Here is an 18,131-nt window from a genome sequence, read left to right on the forward strand (position 1 = left end):
TGTCGGTGGCACGCTGGCCGCCGTGCTCGAAGTGGCGGTGATCGAGGACCCGGCGGCGGCCGGGGTGTCGCTGGACCCGGTGCGGACCAGGCTGCTCGCGGAACTGTCGGTGCCCGCGTCGGCCAGCATGCTGGCCGCCAGGCTCGGCCTGCCCCGGCAGAAGCTGAACTACCACCTGCGAGCGCTGGAGCGGCACGGGCTGGTCGAGCTGGTCGAGGAGCGCCGCAAGGGCAACGTGACCGAGCGGGTCCTGCGCGCCACCGCGGCGTCGTACGTGATCTCGCCGGCCGCGCTCGGCCGGGTGCAGCCGGACCCCGGGCGCTCGCCGGACCAGCTGTCCGCCCGGTGGCTGCTCGCCCTGGCCGCCCGGATGGTCCGGGAGCTGGGGGAGCTGATCGCCGGGGCGGCGCGCGCGGGCAAGCGGCTGCCCACGTTCGCGGTGGACGGCGAGGTGCGGTTCGCCTCGGCCGCCGACCGGGCGGCGTTCGCCGAGGAGCTGGCCGGCGCGGTGACGTCGCTGATCGGCAAGTACCACGCGGAGCACGGTCGAGACCATCGAGTGCTGCTGGCCGTCCATCCGGCCGCCGGCACCAAACTCACCAGGGAGAGCTGAACGTGGGCAGAGAGTACGAGATCCGCAAGGAGATCGAGGTCGAAGCGAGCCCGGAGGAGGTCTGGCAGGCGATCGCCACCGGCCCGGGTATCACCGCGTGGTTCATGCCGCACGAGGTGGAGCCGGGGGAGGGCGGCACGGTCCGGCTCACCGTGGAGGGGTACGAGACCTCGGCGGACATCACCGCGTGGGAGCCGCACAAGCGGCTGGCCTACCGGGGGGAGACCGCCGAGGACGGCACGGTGCACGCGATGGAGTACCTGATCGAGGGCCGGGACGGCGCGGGCACCGTGCTCCGGTTCGTGCACAGCGGCTTCCTCGGCGACGACTGGAGCGAGGACTTCGAGGCGGGCCTGGCCCATGGCTGGGACATGTACCTGCACACCCTGCGGGAGTACGTGACCCACTTCGCCGGGCGACCGGTCGTCTTCGTGAACGCGAACGGGCCGGCCGCGTCGGCGGAGCCGGGCCGGTGGCCGACCCTCCTGGCCGGGCTCGGGCTGGCCGGCCCGGTCGAGGTCGGGCAGGCGGTACGGCTGACCCCGGCCGGTCTTCCGGTGCTGGACGGCGTGGTCGACTACCGGGAGGACGAGTTCCTCGGGGTGCGCACCGGGGACGGGCTCTACCGGTTCCACGGCATGGCCCGGATGGGCATGCCGGTGGCGATCGGCCACCACATCTTCCGGGACGACCTGGACCGCGCCACGCTGGACCGGGACTGGACCGCGTGGTTGGCCGATCTGTACACGTGATCGTTATGTAGTGCTCCTACCGTAGAGCCTCTACGCGTCGCCGGACGGTGTGGAGGTAGCGGTCATGGGTGTCACCGGCCGGAAGTTTCCGCACTGGGAGCTGGTGGCCATGCTGTTGCGGCTCAAGCGCATGCGGCACGGCCGGATGGGCGACGGGCGCGAGGAGGAGCTGGTCGAACACGTGCTGGCGGTGGCGGCACCCGGTGACCCGGATGCCGCCATCGCGGCGGTCGACCAGTTCGCCGCCCGGCCCAACCGGTTCCTGATCAACATCGGCGCGGAGAAGGGCGCCATCCTGGAGCGGGCGGTGGGCCGGGCGCGGCCCACCCGGCTGCTCGAGCTGGGCACCTACTGCGGGTACAGCGCGATGCGCATCGCCCGGTCCATGCCGGCCGGGGCGCACCTGTGGTCGGTGGAGCCCAACCCGGCGAACGCCGACGTGGCCCGCCGGATCTGGGAACACGCCGGCCTGTCCGGGCAGGTGACCGCGGTGGTCGGCGCGCTCGGGGACGGTGGCGGCACCCTGCGCAAGCTGCGGGAACGCCACGCGTTCGGCCCGGGCGGGCTGGACTTCGTGCTGATCGACCACGCCAAGAACGAGTACCTGCCGGACCTGCGGCGAATCCTCGCGCAGGGCTGGCTGCACCCCGGTTCGGTGGTGGTCGCGGACAACGTGCGGATCCCCGGGGCGCCGGGCTACCGGGCGTTCATGCGGGCCAACCAGGGGCGCTGGTGGCGGACGGTGGAGCACGCCGCGCACGTGGAGTACCAGCGGCTGCTGCCCGACCTGGTGCTGGAGTCCGAGTACCTCGGAGGGCCCGCCTAGGCGGCGATGCCCGGTACCGCTATCACCCGCCGGCAGAACCGTACCCAGGGGGACCAGCGCGCCGGGCGCGCCGGAGGGTCGCCGACCGCCCGGCCGGCGTTGTCCAGCAGTTCCTCCAGCACGCAGTCGTGCAGCCAGCGGATCGCCAGCGGCCAGGCCAGGTTGCCGAGGCCGAGGGGCCGGCCGCTGATCACGTGCCGGAGTGCCGCGGTGCCCGGCCGCGACCCGGGCAGCACTTCCAACCAGTGGCTGCCGTCCAGCGGGGTCGGCCGGTTGAACCGGCACACCAGCCGCCGGCCCGGCTGGTACTCCACCACCGAGTAGCGGATCGGGCCATGACCGCCGTCCGCGCCGACCGCGAGCGGCCGGTCGAACCGCATCGGCGGCCAGCGGCTCGGCCAGAGCGGGTCGTCCGGCCCGGCCATCCGGTCCAGCAGTTCGCCCAGCTGGGCCTCGGTGGCGCGGAACTCGCGCCGGTGCACGTTCTCGATCTGCATGGCACGCCTCCATACGTAACCGTACGGTATGACCGTACGCTACCGTACGGCAAATGCCGAGCACACCTGGTTCCCGTCGGCTGTCCCGGGACGACTGGACCGCCGAGGCGCTGCGCGCGCTGGCCGCCGGCGGGCTCTCGGCGGTGGCCATCGAACCGATCGCGGCCCGCCTCGGCGCGACCAAGGGCAGCGGCTACTGGCACTTCAAGAGCCGCGACGACCTGATCTCGGCGACCGTCGCGCGGTGGGAGCGGGAGAACACCGAGGCGGTGATCGCACGGGTGGACGACGCCGCCGACCGGTTGGGCGAGCTGCTGCGGGTGGCGCTCGGTCCGGGCGGCCAGTTCGCCGCTGAGCTGGCCCTGCTCGCCTCGGCCGACCACCCGGAGGTCGGGCCGGTGCTGAGGCGGGTCACCCGGCGCCGGCTGAGCTACCTGACCTCGCTGTTCGTCGAGCTGGGCCATCCGGAGCCGGAGGCCGACCGGCGTGCCCTGCAGGCCTACACCACCTACCTCGGGCACGCCCAGCTCACCCGCACCGACCCGGACTCCCTGCCCGGCGACGGTCCGGCCCGGGCGGCCTACCTGGACTCCGTGCTGGCCGTGCTGACCGCCACTTCGGAGTAGGCGGTACCGACCTGGTGTCGGGCTGAGATTCGCACCGCGGTGAAATAGCACTACGGCCGATGATCCGAGGGGGTGCGATTGAGCAACTCCCTGGAGCTCATGCTCGGCATCGGTGCCGCGGTGGTGTTGCTCGGCGTCGTGGCCGTGCGCGCCTCCGTCCGGGTCGGCCTGCCCTCGCTGCTGCTGTACCTCGGCATCGGGGTGCTGCTGGGCGAGTCGGTCCTGGGCGTGCAGTTCGAGAACGCGGCGCTCACCGAGTCGCTGGGGTTGGCCGCGCTGGTGCTGATCCTGGCCGAGGGCGGCCTGACCACCCGGTGGGCCCAGGTGCGGCCGGCGCTGGGCATCGGCGTCGCGCTGTCCACCGTGGCGGTCGCGGTGAGCATCGGGGTCACCGGCTTCGCACTGCACCTGCTGCTCGGGTTGGAGTGGCGCACCGCGTTCCTGTGGGGCGCGGTGCTCTCCTCCACCGATGCGGCGGCGGTGTTCAGCGTGCTGCGCGGGGTGGGCGTGCGGCGGCGGCTCTCCGGGGCGCTGGAGCTGGAGTCCGGGCTGAACGACGCCCCGGTGGTGATCGCGGTCCTGATGCTCGCCTCGCCGGACCCGCTGACCTGGTGGAGCCCGGCACTGGTGGTGTACGAGCTGGCCGCCGGCGGGCTGATCGGGCTGGCCTTCGGCTTCGGCGGCGCGTGGGCACTGCGCCGGGCCGCCCTGCCGGCCACCGGCCTCTATCCGCTGGCCACGTTGGCGGTGTGCGTGCTGGGTTACGCCGCCGGACAGTCGGTCCATGCCTCCGGGTTGCTCGCCACCTACGCCGCCGCACTGGTGCTGGGCAACGTCAACCTGCCGCACCGGGCGGCGGTGCGGTCGTTCGCGGAGGGCACCGGGTGGCTGGCCCAGATCGGGTTGTTCGTGCTGTTGGGTCTCTACGCCTCGCCCGCCGCGCTGGGCCGTGCCCTGTTGCCCGCGCTGATCGCGGCCGCCGTGCTGCTGCTGCTCGCCCGCCCGCTGTCCGTGCTGGCGTCCGCGCTGCCGTTCCGGGTGCCCTGGCGGGAGCAGGCGTTCCTTTCCTGGTCCGGGCTGCGCGGCGCGGTGCCCATCGTGCTCGCGCTCATCGCGTTCACCCATGCCCCGGCCAGCGTGGACGCGGGACTGCTGGTGGACGTGGTGTTCGTGCTGGTCGTGCTGCTCACCCTGCTGCAGGGCACCACGCTGCCCTGGGTGGCCCGGCTGCTCGGCGTGGCCCGGTCCACCGAGCCGACCGAGGTGGAGGTGGACGCGGCCCCGCTGGACGAGCTGTCGGCCGACCTGCTGCAGGTGCGCATCCCGCTCGGGTCCAAGCTGCACGGCGTCTACCTGCGCGAGCTGCGGCTGCCGACGGGTGCCTCGGTGAGCCTGGTCGTCCGGGACGGCCAGGGGTTCACCCCGGTCCCGGACACCCGGCTGAAGGAGCGGGACCAGCTGCTGGTGGTGAGCACGACGTCGGCCCGGGAACGCACCGAGCAGCGCATTCGCGCGGTGGACCGGGCCGGCCGGCTGGCCCGGTGGCGCGGCGAGTCCGGCCGGTCCTAGACAATGGGGAGCATCCGGCGGGCGAGGGGTTCGATCAGGGAGCGGGGTCCAGGTGGATGAATCGCAAGGCGGACGACGAGTTCATAGCGAAGCTATGGGCGAGGAGGACAACGCCGCGAGGCATCTGCCTGGGCGCCGCGAGCCGGACCCCTCGCCCGCCGGACGCTCTAGCCTGACCCTGCCGTCCGTGTGGGACACCGGCTACGACGAGACCGATCCGGAGGAATCTCCGGCGCGGCCCCGGCGGGTGCTCCTGCTGGCGGCCATCGCGCTGAGCGTGCTGGCCGTCGACCTGGTCACGAAGATCATCGCGGTGCGCGAGCTGGAGTGGCGCGAGCCGATGCCGATCCTGGACGGCCTGGTCTACCTGCAGCTGGTGCGCAACCCCGGCGCGGCGTTCGGCATGGCCACCGGGATGACCTGGCTGCTCACCCTGATCGCGGTCGGCGTGGTGGTGGCGATCATCCGGGCGGCGGGGCGGCTGCGCTCGCGGGGCTGGGCGGTGGCGCTCGGCCTGGTGCTCGGCGGTGCGCTGGGCAACCTGGGGGACCGGATGTTCCGGTACCCGGGGGTGCTGCGCGGCTGGGTGGTGGACTTCGTCTCGCTGTTCGCGCCGGACGGGCGGGTCTGGCCGGTGTTCAACGCGGCCGACTCGGCGATCTGCCTGGGTGGCGTGCTGCTGGTGCTGCTGGCGTTGTTCGGCCGGGAGCTGGACGGAACCCGGCACGGGCGGGCCGAGGATGAGTGACACGCGGACCGTGCCGGTGCCCGAGGGGCTGGACGGTATGCGGGTGGACGCCGGCCTCTCCCGGATGCTCGGGCTCTCCCGGGGCGTGGTGGCCGACCTGGCCGAGGACGGCCAGGTGCTGTCCGGTGGAAGGCCGCTCGGCAAGTCCGACCGGCTGGTCGCGGGCAGCTGGCTGGAGGTCACGCTGCCCGCGCCGAAGGCGGCGCCACCGCCCGCGCCGGCCGAGCCGGTGGCCGGGCTCAAACGGCTGTACGAGGACGACGACATCGTCGTGGTGGACAAGCCGCTGGGCGTGGCCGCGCATCCCAGCCACGGCTGGACCGGCCCGACGGTGACCGGCGGTGTGGCCGCCCTCGGCGTGAGCCTGGCCAGCTCCGGCCCCGCCGAACGACAGGGTGTGGTGCACCGGCTGGACGCGGGCACCACCGGCGTGATGGTGCTGGCCAAGTCCGAGCCCGCGTACCGCGCGCTGAAGGCCGCGTTCAAGGAGCGCACCGTGACCAAGCGCTACCACGCCGTGGTGCAGGGGCACCCGGACCCGTCGCGCGGCACCATCGACGCGCCCATCGACCGGCACCCCCGCAGCGACTGGCGGTTCGCGGTGGTGGCCGGCGGCAAGCCCAGCGTGACCCACTACGACCTGCTCGAGGCGTTCCCGGCGGCCAGCCTGTTGGACATCACCCTGGAGACGGGCCGCACCCATCAGATCCGGGTGCACATGTCGGCGCTGCGCCACCCCTGCGTCGGAGACACCACCTACGGCGCCGACCCCGCGCTGGCCGCCCGGCTGGGCCTGACCCGGCAGTGGCTGCATGCCCGCCAGCTCGGGTTCGCGCACCCGGCGGACGGGCGCGGGGTGGAGTTCACCAGCGAGTATCCGGCGGACCTGCAGCACGCGCTGGACCAGTTGCGGGCGGATGCCGGCTGACCGGCCCCGTTGGTCGCGGCCGCCCCGGCCGCCCCAGCCGGCCCGGTCGCCCCGGTTGGCGCGAGTGGCGCGGGTGGCCCGGTGGGTGGCGTTGGTCGCGGTCACCGGGCTGCTCGGCCTGGCCCTGCTGGGGTTCCTGCGGGACGGCCCGCTGCGCGGCCTGATCGGCCCGGACCGGCCGGCACGCTCCACCGACGCGGTCCGGTTGGGGCCCGAACCGGGCCAGTCCGTAAGCGCTTACCTGGCCGGGTTGCCGGCGCGGCTGCCCCCGCCCGGTGGCCCGGAGGTGCCGGCCCTGGTCCAGTTCGCCGAGTCCCTGGACGCGCCGTCGGTGTCCCGGCTGGTCGCCGGTGCGCGGCTGGCCAGCGCGGTGTTCCGGGTGCCCCTGCCCCGGGTGCAGACCGCGCTGCGCTTCCAGCCGCTGTCCCCGGTGGACCTGCCCGACCCGGCCGCCGCCGAGGCGCGCCGACTGGCGCTGGGCCAGGCGGCGGCGGCTCGGGAGGCCGAGTCGGCCGCGCGCCGGCTGACCGGCCGGTCGGCCGAGGTGGCCCGCTACGAGGCCGGCGCGCTGGACGCCTCGGCGCCCTGCCGCTGCGTGCTGGCCGTGCTGGTGGTGGGGGACCGGACCGCCCTGGAGACCGTGGCCGCCCGCCCCGGCGTGCGTGCCGTGGACGCCGCCCCCGCCGACACCCCCGTCACCGCCGTAGCCCTCGCGCCGCTCCTCCCCGAACAAACCAACACAGCCGCCCCCGTCCCCGACGACGGTCCGGTCCCCGGGGGCTGACGGCGGTCCCGGATCGGTCGCGTTTCATGGTCACCATGGCATGAGGGAAGGCGCGGCCGTCACCGTACGTAGCCACCGCTGAACGCAACCGACCGGGGCGGTCAGGGGGCGGCCAGGAGGGAGGGGCGGTTGGCCGGGCCGATGGGGCGCGGAGCGGTGCCGAAGCGGCCGGCGGCGATGGCGGCCAACGCGCGCAGCGTGACGCTGTCCGGGGCGAAGTAGCCGTCGTGCCCGCGTACGCCGGCCGTGGGCAGCGGGCGCGCGCCGAACTCGCGCTCGGCCGGGTCGGGGCCGTGGCCCCAGTCGCCGATCCGGATGTGCGGCACCCAGCGGATCCAGTCGTCCTCGGCGGTGCCGGCCCACACCCGGGCCCGGGTGTGCAGGTCGGCGACGTGGTCGGCGCGCACCCCCGGGCTGGCCAGGAGCGCGAGATCGTCCACCGGCAGCCCGGCCGCGGCCAGTCCGCACACCGTGGTGCCGTAGCTGTGGCAGATCACGCCGATGGTGGCGCCGGGCACCGCCCGCGCGCGCAACCGGCCGACGAAGGCGCGCAGCGCGGCCGCGCCCTGGCGTGCCCGGTCGCCGCCGACCGCGTCCAGGTTCAGCCGGGACGGCGGCCGGTAGCCCAGCCAGGCGATGACCGCGGTGTCCGGGGCCAGCCCCCGCACCGCCTGCGCCATGCCGAACGGTCGCCGCTCGGGCCGCCCGGGTTCGTCGAAGGTGCCGAGGTTGATGCCCACCCCCGGCACGATGACGGCGATGTGCCGGGCGCGCGAAGGGTCGCCGAGCGCGACCACCGCACGGCCGGAACCCGTCGGGTCCAGCTCCATCACCCGCTGGCTGGCCCACCGGGGCGGGGCCGGTGACGCCGCCGGACCCGGGCGGGCCGGCGCCGCCTGGGCGACCGGCATGAACAGCAGCCCGAGCAGGGCGGTGGCGAACAGCGCGACCATCTTCACGATCGCGGACGCTATGGAGACTACCCGAGCAAGATCATCATTCCCGGGTAGCCAGTTCCGGCGGTTACCTGGGTACTGCAAAGCTCATGTCGGGGTAGCTCCAACGGGTTACGGGGAATCAACTGCCCGGGGAGACTAGTCCACACTCGTAAGCGACAATCACGGCCTGTGCCCTGTCCCGCAGGCCGAGCTTGGTCAACATGCGGCTGACGTGCGTTTTCACCGTTTGTTCCGCCAGAACGAACTCGGCGGCGATCTCCGCGTTCGACATGCCCCGGGCAATGAGGCCGAGCACCTCGGTCTCCCGGGGGGTCAGCTCGCGCAGCGCGTCCGGCCGGCTCCAGCCGGGCCGCTCGGCCGGTTGGGCGCGCACGAAGTCGGCGATCAGCCGCTTGGTCACCGAGGGCGCGAGCAGCGCGTCCCCGGCGGCGACCACGCGCACCGCGTCCAGCAGCTCGCTGGCCGGGGCGTGCTTGAGCAGGAACCCGCTGGCCCCGGCGCGCAGGGCCGCGTAGACGTACTCGTCCAGGTCGAAGGTGGTCAGCATCAGCACCCGGGGCGCGCCCGACGCGTCGTCCAGGATCTGCCTGGTGGCGGCCAGCCCGTCCAGCTCGGGCATGCGCACGTCCATCAGCACCACGTCCGGGCCGTTCCCCGCCGAGCGCAGCGCGCGCACCCGGGCCACCGCCTCCCGCCCGTTCGCCGCCGCGCCCACCACCTGGATGTCCGGCTGCGCGTCCAGCAGCGCGCCGAACCCCTCGCGCACCATGTTCTGGTCGTCGGCCAGCAGTACCCGGATCACGCCCGCCACGGCAGCACCGCCCGCACCGTGAACCCGCCGTCCGGGTCCGGCCCGGCGGCCAGCTCGCCACCGTGCAGCGCGGCCCGCTCGCGCATGCCGGCCAGGCCGTGCCCACCGCCCGGGGCCGGCCGGGTGCGCTCCGCGCCGGGGCCGGACCGGACCACCAGCTCCAGCCCGCCGGCGGTGTGCCGCAGGCTCACCGCGGTCGGCGCGCCGGGGGCGTGCTTGCGCGCGTTGGTGAGCGCCTCCTGGGCGATCCGGTAGGTGGACAGCCCGACCGCCCGGGGAACCCGGTCCAGCCCGTCGTCCAGGGTGGCGGTCACCGCCAGCCCGGCCGCCCTGGCCCGTTCCACCAGTTCGGTCACCTGCTCCAGCGAGGGCTGCGGGGCGAGATCGGCGGCGTCGCCGGACTCGGTGGTCCGCAGCACGCCGAGCAGGCCCTGCATGTCGGCCATGGCTGCCCGGGCGGCCGCGCCGATCTCCGCGATCTCGGCCTGGCCGGCCTCGTTCAGCCCGGTCAGCCGGTACGGCGCCGTCTCGCAGCGCACGGCGATCATCGACATGTGGTGGGCGACCACGTCATGCATCTCCCTGGCGATCCGCGCCCGCTCGGCCATGGCGCCCCGTTCGGCCTGGGCCTGCGCCACCTTGGCCTGCTCGCGGGCCAGCGCCCGCCGGGAGTTCAGCCGTGCGCCGATGCTCGCCCCGACCAGCAGCGGCACCAGCATGCCGCCCACGGAGAGACCGAGGTGGCCCAGGTCCACCGGCCACGGGGTGAGCAGGCTCAGCGCGACCAGCACCAGCAGCCCCACGCCGCCGACCGCGACCGCGTCCGCCCCGGAGCGGCCCGGTCGCCCGATGCCGGCCAGCAGCAGGGCCGGCACCCACAGGCACCACTCCACGCCTCCAGCGGCGGCACCGGGGGCGCCGGGGGCGGGACCAGGAACGGGAGGACCAACAGCCACAGGGTGACCAGCCGCCACCCGTCCAGCGGGCGCCGTCCGGCCAGGGCGAGGCCGGCGATCAGCGGCAGCATCAGCAGGAAGGCCACCCCGCCGACCATCCGGCGACTGTCGTTGAGCTCGGCGCCGGCCGCGCTGATGCACACGATCACCGCGTACAGGCCGGTCAGCCAGGGCAGCCGGCGGCGCAGCCGGGGCGGCCCGAACTGCTCCGGGCCGGGCCAGAGCACCCCGCCCAGCGCCAGCGCGCCGGACCGGAGCAGCCGTTTCGCCCGGTCGGAGTCGATCACCGTTCGATGCTATGCGCAGCCGTCCGGCCGCCGCATGCACCCGCGGGCCCGATCCGGGTGATACCCCGGTATCGGACTAGAACTATTGTTCGATGAACGGCTACGATGAGGTGGTCGTGCCGCATACCATCGATCTGTGCTTGACGGTTTCACCTCGGCCGCGACACGCCGGGCCGGGGATGAGCTGTGGGTTTCCGGCGACCCCCGCCCGGTGCCGCGAGCTCCGCGCCGACGGGATTAGATTGGGCGTCTTCAACGCGTCAGAGGCCACGACCGGCGGGGTGCGGCGCGCGGGTTTCCGGTCGATCCGGCCGGCCCGGCGAGCGGTGATCCTACGGGGAGGGAGCGGTGTCCATGCCCCGTGCGGGAGTCGGCGGTTCTGTCGGCACAGACAGTTTCGTGCACCTGCACACGCACACCGAGTTCTCCATGCTCGACGGTGCCGCGCGGCTGGACGACCTGTTCAAAGAGGCCGCGCGGATGGAGATGCCCGCGCTGGCGATGACCGACCACGGCAACGTGTACGGGGCGTACGAGTTCTGGCGCAAGGCCAAGGCGCACGGGGTCAAGCCGATCATCGGCATGGAGGGCTACCTCTCGCCGGGCTCCCGGCACGAGCGCAAGCGGGCCACCCTGGGTGGGCAGGTGGTGAGCGACGACAACCCCGGCGAGATGTACACCCACATGACCCTGCTGGCCGAGAACACCCAGGGCATGCACAACCTCTTCCGGCTCTCCAGCCTGGCGTCGCTCGAGGGGTACTACTACAAGCCCCGCATGGACCGGGAGCTGCTGGAGACCTACGGCAAGGGGATCATCGCCACCACCGGCTGCCCGTCCGGCGAGGTGGCCCGGCTGCTCCAGCAGGACCGGTTCGCCGACGCCTGCCAGGCCGCCTCCGACTACCGGGACATCTTCGGGCGGGACAACTTCTTCTGCGAGCTGATGGACCACGGCATCGAGATCGAGAAGCGGGTCCAGGAGGACCTCTTCCGGTTGAAGAAGCTGCTGGACCTGCCCGGCCTGGCCACCAACGACCTGCACTACACCTACGCCGAGGACGCCAAGGCGCACGAGGTGCTGCTGTGCGTGCAGACCGGCAAGACGCTGGCCGACCCGAACCGGTTCAAGTTCGACGCCACCGACTTCTACCTGAAGTCGCCGAGGGAGATGCGCGAGCAGTGGGACCCGCAGTTCCCGGAGGCCTGTGACAACACCCTGCTGATCGCCGAGCGGGTGGACGTCGGGTTCACCGAGGGACAGGACCTGATGCCCCGGGCTCCCGTCCCCGAGGGGGAGACCGAGGAGTCCTGGCTGATCAAGGAGGTCGAGCGCGGGCTGCACCAGCGGTTCCCCAACGGGATCACCGAGCAGTACCGCAAGCAGGCCGACTACGAGGTCTCGATCATCATCCAGATGGGGTTCCCCGGGTACTTCCTGGTGACCGCCGACCTCATCCAGCACGCCAAGTCGGTCGGCATCCGGTGCGGCCCCGGCCGGGGCAGCGCGGCCGGCTCGCTGGTCGCCTACGTGCTGGGCATCACCGACCTGGACCCCATCCAGCACAAGCTGATCTTCGAGCGGTTCCTCAACCCCGAGCGCATCTCGATGCCCGACATCGACATGGACTTCGACGAACGTCGGCGCGGCGAGATGATCCGCTACACCACGGAGAAGTACGGCGAGGACCGGATCGCGCAGATCATCACCTACTCCACGATCAAGGCCAAGGCCGCGATCAAGGACTCGGCGCGGGTGCTGTTCGGCCAGCCCGGCTACTCGGTGGCGGACCGCATCTCCAAGGCCATGCCGCCCGCGGTGATGGGCAAGGACATCCCGCTGTCCGGCATCTTCGACCCGAGCCACAAGCGCTACTCCGAGGCCATGGAGGTGCGCGCGCTCTACGAGTCGGACGCACAGGTCAAGGAGATCATCGACACCGCGCGGGGCCTGGAGGGGCTGAAGCGGCAGTGGGGTGTGCACGCCGCCGGCGTGATCATGTCCAGCAAGCCGCTGCTGGACGTCATCCCGATCCAGCGCCGGGAGGCCGACGGCGCCATCATCACGCAGTTCGACATGGGCGCCTGCGAGACGCTCGGGCTGCTCAAGATGGACTTCCTGGGCCTGCGCAACCTGACCATCATCGACGACGCGCTGGAGAACATCGAGCTCAACGGCAAGCCCAAGCTGGTCATCGAGGACGTCGCGCTGGACGACCCGACGACCTACGAACTGCTGGCCCGGGGGGACACGCTGGGCGTGTTCCAGCTGGACGGCGGGCCGATGCGGGACCTGCTGCGCCGGATGGCGCCCACCGAGTTCGACGACATCTCCGCCGTCGGCGCGCTCTACCGGCCCGGCCCGATGGGCGCCAACGCGCACAACGACTACGCCGACCGCAAGAACAAGCGGCAAGAGGTCACGCCGATCCACCCCGAGCTGGCCGAGCCGCTGAAGGACATCCTGGGCGAGACCTACGGCCTGATCGTCTACCAGGAACAGGTCATGGCGATCGCGCAGAAGCTGGCCGGGTACACGCTCGGCAAAGCGGACCTGCTGCGCCGCGCGATGGGCAAGAAGAAGAAGGAGATCCTCGACAAGGAGTACGAGGGTTTCGCCCAGGGCATGAAGGACCACGGGTACTCGGCCGCCGCGGTGAAGACGCTGTGGGACATCCTGCTGCCCTTCTCCGACTACGCGTTCAACCGCGCGCACTCGGCCGCCTACGGCGTGGTGTCCTACTGGACCGCCTACCTGAAGGCCAACTACCCGGCCGAGTACATGGCCGCCGTGCTCACCAGTGTCCGGGACGACAAGGACAAGGCCGCCGTCTACCTGGCGGAATGCCGCAAGATGGGCATCACCGTGCTGCCCCCGGACGTGAACGAGTCGGTGCGCAACTTCGCCCCGGTCGGCGCCGACATCCGGTTCGGCCTCGGCGCCATCCGCAACGTCGGCTTCAACGTGGTCGACGCGATCGTCGCGGCGCGCAAGGAGAAGGGGGACTTCTCCGACTTCTCCGACTTCCTGCGCAAGGTCGACGCGGTGGTCTGCAACAAGAAGGTCATCGAATCGCTGATCAAGGCCGGCGCGTTCGACTCGCTCGGCCACCCGCGAAAGGGCCTGCTGCTGGTACACGCGGACGCCATCGACTCGGTGATGAGCACCAAGAAGGCCGCGTCGATGGGGCAGTTCGACCTGTTCGGCTCGATGGAGGGCGGGGCGGACAGCCAGGACATCGGCGGCGTGTTCGACATCCCGGTGCCCGACGAGCACTGGGACAGCAAGCACCAGCTGGCCGTCGAGCGGGAGATGCTCGGGCTGTACGTGTCCGGGCACCCGCTCAACGGGGTGGAGCAGCTGCTGTCGTCCAAGACCGACACGGCGATCCCGGGCATCCTGGAAGGCACCATCGCGGACGGCGCGCAGGTGACCGTCGGCGGCATCCTGGCCTCGGTGAACCGGCGGATCAACAAGAACGGCGAGCCGTGGGCGTCGGCCCAGATCGAGGACCTGGCCGGCAGCATCGAGGTGCTGTTCTTCCCCCGCGCCTACGCGGTGGTCGGGATGGACGTGGCCGAGGACGCGATCGTGCTGGTCAAGGCCAGGGTGAACCGCCGCGACGACAAGGTCTCGCTGATCGCCAACGACCTCGCGGTGCCCGACCTCTCCGCCGCCGACGGCGCCGCGGCGGCGCCCGTGCAGGTGAGCCTGCGCGCGGACCACTGCACGCCGCAGCGGGTGTCCAAGCTGAAGGACGTGCTGGGCAGCCACCCGGGCAGCCACGAGGTGCACCTGAAGCTGCTGAACGGCACCAGGGCCACCGTGCTGCGCCTGGACGACAAGCTCCGGGTGAGCCCCACCCCGGCCCTCATGGGCGACCTGAAGGCACTGCTCGGCCCCGGCTGCCTGGGTTAGCGATCGCGCAGGCCGACTATCAGAATCTTGGACGGCGCGGCGTGGAGCCCTGTCGCGGCCGCGGCGCCGCCCGGCGCGTTCCCGTTCATCACCATTCGTTCCCCGACCGGAAACCCTGGACCTGGCGGCCGACTCATGATCAGCATGACCTGGTGGTCGTGCCGGCCGGCCTACGGCGGCCCTGATGTCATGGTGACCATGTAATCGGTGATCATCAGGCAACCAGGGTGGTCTTGGGCGGCCGAATGCGACCCTGGTTGCCTGATGATCAAGCAGCTTCCGGTCACTGGCGCCCGAATCGCACATGAGGCGCCACCGCGGCCACGGCAGAGTGCCCCACGCCACGCCGTCCAAGCGACCTTCCACCCCGGTCAATCCGGCGGGTCAGCACTTCGAAACACGTCCTTAAAGCGTCAGGGTCATGAATACGCTGTTGGGGTCCTCGCGGTAGCCGGCGAAGGGGCCGCAGTAGGTGAAGCCGTACTTGCTGTACAGCGCGCGGGCCGGGGCGAAGAACTCGAAGGAGCCGGTCTCCAGGCTCAGCTTGGCGTAGTTCCGCGCGCGGGCTTCGGCGAGCAGGTGGGTCAGCAGGGTGGACGCCACGCCGCGCCCCCGGTGCGACCCGGCGGTGCGCATCGACTTGATCTCGCCGTGGCGGGGGTCCAGTTCCTTGAGTGCTCCGCAGCCGACCAGGGCGTCCCCGTCGAGCACGGTCCAGAAGGTCACGTCGGGGCGACGCAGGCCGGTCAGGTCCAGGGCGTGCGTGCTCTCCGGCGGGGACACCGAGAGCATGTCCCGCAGGTGCTCGCGGAGGAACTCGGCGATCTCCGGGCCGGACAGGTCGTCCGGGACAACCTGTAGACCCACTCAGTCGGTCTGCTGGCTGGCCCGGTGCCGCCCGGCGGCGCGGGCCGGGGCCATGTGCCGGACCCGGTTCAGCGCGATGCCGGTGTCGTGCGTGGCCTGGTTGTCCGGTCCGAGCACCCGGGCGTACTCGGTGTAGGCGCGGTCGTAGAGCAGCACCGCGTCGTCCAGCCGGCCGGCGTACTCGTGCGCGTAGGCCAGCGTGTAGCGCGAGGAGAGGGTGTCCGGGTGGTCCAGGCCGAGCACCCGGATGCGGGTGTTCAGCACCTGCTCGGCCAGCGGGATCCCGTCGGCGCTCCGCCGGGCGGCCACGTAGGCGATGACCACGTTGTCCGAGGCGGCCAGGGTGTCCGGGTGGTCCGGGCCGAGCAGCGCCTCGCACTCCGCGCGCAGGCTCTCCGCGAGCTCCACGGCGCGACCGCCGTCGCCGACCGCCGACAGCTGCCGGGTGGCCCACTGGCGCAGCTCCAGCACCCGCTCGCCGGCCTCCGGCGGCAGCGTGGCGGACACCGACCCGGCGGCGGTGGAGAGCGCGGCGATGTGCGCGACCAGGTGGTCGCCCTCGCCCCGGCGCATCCAGGCCTGCTCCTCGCCGAAGATGGCCCGGCCGAGCATTCCGGCGGCCTCGCCGATCACCTGGGGCAGCGCGTCCTCGGCGCGCAGGCGGTCCAGCACCGCGCGGCGGGTGAGCTCGTGCACCAGCACGCCGTCGCCGTCCATCCGGGTGCACAGCAGCGCCCAGCGGCCGAGCTTGGCGAACGTCTCCTCGACCGATCCGGGGTGGGCGGCGTAGTACATCAGCTCACGGCTCACCCCGCCGGGGGAGAGCACCGCGAGCGCGCCGAGCAGCCGCCGGGTGAGCTGGTCGGTCTCGAAGCCGGCGCCGGCCAGCCCGACCAGGATCGCCTCGACGGCGCCGAGCGGGTAGTTCTCCTCGTGCCGCGAGCCGTCCCGGCCGTCGCCGAGCAGCTCGCCCACGGCCAGCGAGTCCAGGTGGCGCAGGTAGGCGTCCTCGTCCCCGGCGAGGCCGTCGTGCTCACGCACGGTAGCCGTGGCGAGCTCCACGGCCAGGGGCAGCCGTCCCAGCCGCTCGGCGGCGTGCTCGGACAGCCCGGAGGCGGCGGTGACCTCGGCCAGCTCCGGCAGGTCCAGCGGGATCTCCGGGCCCAGGGTGTCCGCGTCGGGCGCGCCGCTGGTCACCAGGACCCGCCAGCCCGGCGCGGTGGGCAGGTAGGGGCGGACCGCCTCGACGTTCACCACGCCGTCGAAAATGATCACCGAGGGCTGGGTTCCGGTGGGCGGGTGGGCCAGCAGCCGCTCGATGGCGCGCGCGCTGCCCTCCTCGGGCACCCGCAGGCTCAGCGCATCGGCGAACTCCAGCAGGCCGGCCTGCATCTCCTCGGGGCTGCTGGCGTTGATCCAGGCGACCAGCGGCCAACCCTCGGCGATGCGCGCCCGGGCATAGCCGGCGGCCAACTGGGTCTTGCCGACGCCGGAGGGCCCGGTGATCACGGCAACCGGGCTGCTCTTGCCCTTGTAGCCGCGGAAGATCTCGTCCAGGTGGGCCTCTTCGTCGGGCCGGGGAAGCGCGATCGAGGACTCCGAGGGTACCCGCCGCCAGGTCAGCCAGCTCACCTCGGCCGGCTCGTCCAGCAGCTGCCCCCGGAACGACCACCAGGACAGCGGGAGGCCCACCACGGCCGCCACGACGGCCGCGACCTGCAGCGCGGTCGGCGAGGACATCTCGAACAGGCTCATGCCGAGGAACCAGGTGAGACCGAAGGTCAGACCGACCATCCCGGTGGCGATCAACCATCGAACCGACATCATTTTGCGGTCCATCCCCTCGCCGGCGGCGTACTCGAGGGGGTCAGAATACGGTCTGCCTCGATCGAGGTAAGGGCGGCCGTGTGCTCAGCGGCCCGTGTCGGGCGATGTGCGGTGGGTAACTCTCACCGCGGGTAGCAGGGCGCGACGCGGCCCGGTGAACGTGCGGCCAGCGTGACTGTCGTGACTACGCTGCGTGTGCGAACCCGCCCCTTATGGCGCTTTGCCGGCCCGCCCGCGAAAGATCGGGTGATGTTCTGTCCGGCACCCCGAGGGGCGGTGACGGATGATCCTGCTGTGATCGTCGACGCGCATGTGCACGCCGCCCGGCTGCCCGGGCTGAAGCTGGGCTGGGACACCTGGATGGGATCGGCCGGCGACTCCGCCGCGGTCGCCGCGCTGTACGGCCCGGACGGGTCGCCGCGGCCGGCGCGGTTCGACGCGCTGTTCGAGGAGGCCGGAGTGGACCGGGCGCTGCTGTTCTGCGAGTACAGCCCGAGGGTGACCGGGATACAGGCGATCGAGGACATGGCCCCGCTGGTGGCGCACAACCCGGAGCGGTTCCGCGTGGTGGCCAACGTGAACCCGCACCTGCACTACCCGGTGGACGCCGAGCTGCGCCGGCAGCTGGACCTGGGCGCGGTGGCGCTCAAGGTGCACCCCGTGCACGGCAACTTCGCGCCGAACGACCGCGAGCTGTACCCCGCCTACGCCGAGTGCCAGGCCCGGGGGATCCCGGTGATCACCCACACCGGGCCGAGCTCGTTCCCCGGGGCCAGCGGCCGGCGCGGTGACCCGGTGCTGATGGACGACGTGCTGCGCGACTTCCCCGGGCTCACCGTGGTGCTCGCGCACGGCGGCCGGGGCTGGAGCTACGAGACCGCCGGGTTCATGGCGCTGGCCCGCGACAACCTCTGGCTGGACATCGCCGGCCTCCCGCCGAAACGCCTTCCGCACTACTTCGACCGCTTCGACCTGAACCGTATCGGCAAGAAGTGGATCTTCGGAACCGACTGGCCCTCGGCGCCGTCAGTGGCCGGCAACCTGGACGGCGTCCGCTCACTCGGCCTGGCCCCCGACGTCCTCGACCTCGCTCTGGGTGAGAACGCCCGCCAGGTCTTCCGCCTCTGAGTACCTGCCTCCACCTCCGCTGATTCAGTGGGTTC

Annotated in this window: 17 protein-coding genes; 10 read left to right on the forward strand and 7 right to left on the reverse strand. The window is 72.6% G+C overall.

The window, feature by feature from the left end; all coding sequences use genetic code 11:
• Positions 1-22: 22 nt before the first annotated feature.
• The 3 genes from ABEB12_RS30415 to ABEB12_RS30425 all read left to right on the forward strand — a co-directional run bounded on the left by ABEB12_RS30415 (position 23) and on the right by ABEB12_RS30425 (position 2,191).
• Complete coding sequence (locus ABEB12_RS30415; protein WP_185066145.1) at positions 23-613, forward strand: helix-turn-helix domain-containing protein; 591 nt, start codon at positions 23-25, stop codon at positions 611-613.
• A 2-nt stretch (positions 614-615) separates the two neighbouring features.
• Entirely contained in the window at positions 616-1,365 is a 750-nt protein-coding gene (locus ABEB12_RS30420) for an SRPBCC domain-containing protein (RefSeq protein WP_185065355.1), read from the forward strand.
• Between the two features lie 64 nt (positions 1,366-1,429).
• The gene (locus ABEB12_RS30425; RefSeq protein ID WP_185065356.1) at positions 1,430-2,191 is read left to right on the forward strand and encodes a class I SAM-dependent methyltransferase; all 762 of its coding nucleotides are present in this window, start codon (positions 1,430-1,432) and stop codon (positions 2,189-2,191) included.
• Here the strand turns inward: ABEB12_RS30425 and ABEB12_RS30430 are convergent.
• Positions 2,188-2,688, reverse strand: coding sequence for an SRPBCC family protein (locus ABEB12_RS30430; RefSeq protein ID WP_185065357.1), 501 nt, complete (start codon positions 2,686-2,688; stop codon positions 2,188-2,190). The two genes, ABEB12_RS30425 and ABEB12_RS30430, sit on opposite strands and share 4 nt — an antisense overlap.
• A 53-nt stretch (positions 2,689-2,741) precedes the next feature.
• Between ABEB12_RS30430 and ABEB12_RS30435 the strand changes: the two genes are divergently transcribed.
• The 5 genes from ABEB12_RS30435 to ABEB12_RS30455 all read left to right on the forward strand — a co-directional run bounded on the left by ABEB12_RS30435 (position 2,742) and on the right by ABEB12_RS30455 (position 7,343).
• Complete coding sequence (locus tag ABEB12_RS30435) at positions 2,742-3,314, forward strand: TetR family transcriptional regulator (RefSeq protein ID WP_185065358.1); 573 nt, start codon at positions 2,742-2,744, stop codon at positions 3,312-3,314.
• 99 nt (positions 3,315-3,413) lie between these two features.
• Complete coding sequence (locus ABEB12_RS30440) at positions 3,414-4,883, forward strand: potassium/proton antiporter (protein WP_185066146.1); 1,470 nt, start codon at positions 3,414-3,416, stop codon at positions 4,881-4,883.
• Positions 4,884-4,977: 94 nt separating this feature from the next.
• Positions 4,978-5,631, forward strand: a complete 654-nt coding sequence (lspA, locus tag ABEB12_RS30445) for a signal peptidase II (RefSeq protein WP_185065359.1) — start codon at positions 4,978-4,980, stop codon at positions 5,629-5,631.
• Complete coding sequence (locus ABEB12_RS30450; RefSeq protein WP_185065360.1) at positions 5,624-6,559, forward strand: RluA family pseudouridine synthase; 936 nt, start codon at positions 5,624-5,626, stop codon at positions 6,557-6,559. Before lspA ends, ABEB12_RS30450 begins: the two co-directional genes overlap by 8 nt.
• Positions 6,549-7,343 (forward strand): hypothetical protein, encoded by a 795-nt coding sequence (locus tag ABEB12_RS30455; protein WP_185065361.1) that lies wholly within the window; start codon positions 6,549-6,551, stop codon positions 7,341-7,343. Before ABEB12_RS30450 ends, ABEB12_RS30455 begins: the two co-directional genes overlap by 11 nt.
• Positions 7,344-7,444: 101 nt before the next feature.
• Here ABEB12_RS30455 and ABEB12_RS30460 read toward each other — a convergent pair whose 3' ends face one another.
• From ABEB12_RS30460 to ABEB12_RS30475, 4 genes are all read right to left on the reverse strand, one after another.
• A complete protein-coding gene (locus ABEB12_RS30460; protein WP_345703292.1) occupies positions 7,445-8,296 on the reverse strand; it encodes an alpha/beta hydrolase in 852 nt (283 codons plus the stop codon).
• 124 nt (positions 8,297-8,420) lie between these two features.
• Positions 8,421-9,104, reverse strand: a complete 684-nt coding sequence (locus ABEB12_RS30465; RefSeq protein ID WP_185066147.1) for a response regulator — start codon at positions 9,102-9,104, stop codon at positions 8,421-8,423.
• Positions 9,101-9,988, reverse strand: a complete 888-nt coding sequence (locus tag ABEB12_RS30470; RefSeq protein WP_185065363.1) for a histidine kinase — start codon at positions 9,986-9,988, stop codon at positions 9,101-9,103. Before ABEB12_RS30470 ends, ABEB12_RS30465 begins: the two co-directional genes overlap by 4 nt.
• Positions 9,889-10,356, reverse strand: coding sequence for a hypothetical protein (locus ABEB12_RS30475; RefSeq protein ID WP_185065364.1), 468 nt, complete (start codon positions 10,354-10,356; stop codon positions 9,889-9,891). The genes ABEB12_RS30470 and ABEB12_RS30475 overlap by 100 nt, the downstream gene beginning before the upstream one ends.
• A 354-nt stretch (positions 10,357-10,710) precedes the next feature.
• Between ABEB12_RS30475 and dnaE the strand changes: the two genes are divergently transcribed.
• A complete protein-coding gene (dnaE, locus tag ABEB12_RS30480) occupies positions 10,711-14,274 on the forward strand; it encodes a DNA polymerase III subunit alpha (RefSeq protein WP_185065365.1) in 3,564 nt (1,187 codons plus the stop codon).
• A 405-nt stretch (positions 14,275-14,679) separates the two neighbouring features.
• Here dnaE and ABEB12_RS30485 read toward each other — a convergent pair whose 3' ends face one another.
• Positions 14,680-15,141 (reverse strand): GNAT family N-acetyltransferase, encoded by a 462-nt coding sequence (locus ABEB12_RS30485; RefSeq protein ID WP_345703273.1) that lies wholly within the window; start codon positions 15,139-15,141, stop codon positions 14,680-14,682.
• Positions 15,142-16,968, reverse strand: coding sequence for a tetratricopeptide repeat protein (locus ABEB12_RS30490; RefSeq protein ID WP_185065366.1), 1,827 nt, complete (start codon positions 16,966-16,968; stop codon positions 15,142-15,144).
• Positions 16,969-17,262: 294 nt separating this feature from the next.
• Here ABEB12_RS30490 and ABEB12_RS30495 point away from each other — a divergent pair, with 294 nt between their 5' ends.
• Positions 17,263-18,096 (forward strand): amidohydrolase family protein, encoded by an 834-nt coding sequence (locus ABEB12_RS30495; RefSeq protein WP_345703274.1) that lies wholly within the window; start codon positions 17,263-17,265, stop codon positions 18,094-18,096.
• Positions 18,097-18,131 lie beyond the last annotated feature (35 nt).

This window comes from Actinospineispora eucalypti, assembly GCF_039543365.1.
Lineage (GTDB): Bacteria > Actinomycetota > Actinomycetes > Mycobacteriales > Pseudonocardiaceae > Pseudonocardia > Pseudonocardia eucalypti.

Excerpts from the sequence above, each read along its gene's own strand:
- ABEB12_RS30425 (WP_185065356.1), top strand. The coding sequence starts at position 1,430 with ATGGGTGTCACCGGCCGGAAGTTTCCGCACTGGGAGCTGGTGGCCATG.
- ABEB12_RS30430 (WP_185065357.1), bottom strand. The coding sequence starts at position 2,688 with ATGCAGATCGAGAACGTGCACCGGCGCGAGTTCCGCGCCACCGAGGCC.
- ABEB12_RS30435 (WP_185065358.1), top strand. The coding sequence starts at position 2,742 with ATGCCGAGCACACCTGGTTCCCGTCGGCTGTCCCGGGACGACTGGACC.
- ABEB12_RS30440 (WP_185066146.1), top strand. The coding sequence starts at position 3,414 with ATGCTCGGCATCGGTGCCGCGGTGGTGTTGCTCGGCGTCGTGGCCGTG.
- lspA (WP_185065359.1), top strand. The coding sequence starts at position 4,978 with ATGGGCGAGGAGGACAACGCCGCGAGGCATCTGCCTGGGCGCCGCGAG.
- ABEB12_RS30450 (WP_185065360.1), top strand. The coding sequence starts at position 5,624 with ATGAGTGACACGCGGACCGTGCCGGTGCCCGAGGGGCTGGACGGTATG.
- ABEB12_RS30455 (WP_185065361.1), top strand. The coding sequence starts at position 6,549 with ATGCCGGCTGACCGGCCCCGTTGGTCGCGGCCGCCCCGGCCGCCCCAG.
- ABEB12_RS30460 (WP_345703292.1), bottom strand. The coding sequence starts at position 8,296 with ATGGTCGCGCTGTTCGCCACCGCCCTGCTCGGGCTGCTGTTCATGCCG.
- dnaE (WP_185065365.1), top strand. The coding sequence starts at position 10,711 with ATGCCCCGTGCGGGAGTCGGCGGTTCTGTCGGCACAGACAGTTTCGTG.
- ABEB12_RS30490 (WP_185065366.1), bottom strand. The coding sequence starts at position 16,968 with ATGATGTCGGTTCGATGGTTGATCGCCACCGGGATGGTCGGTCTGACC.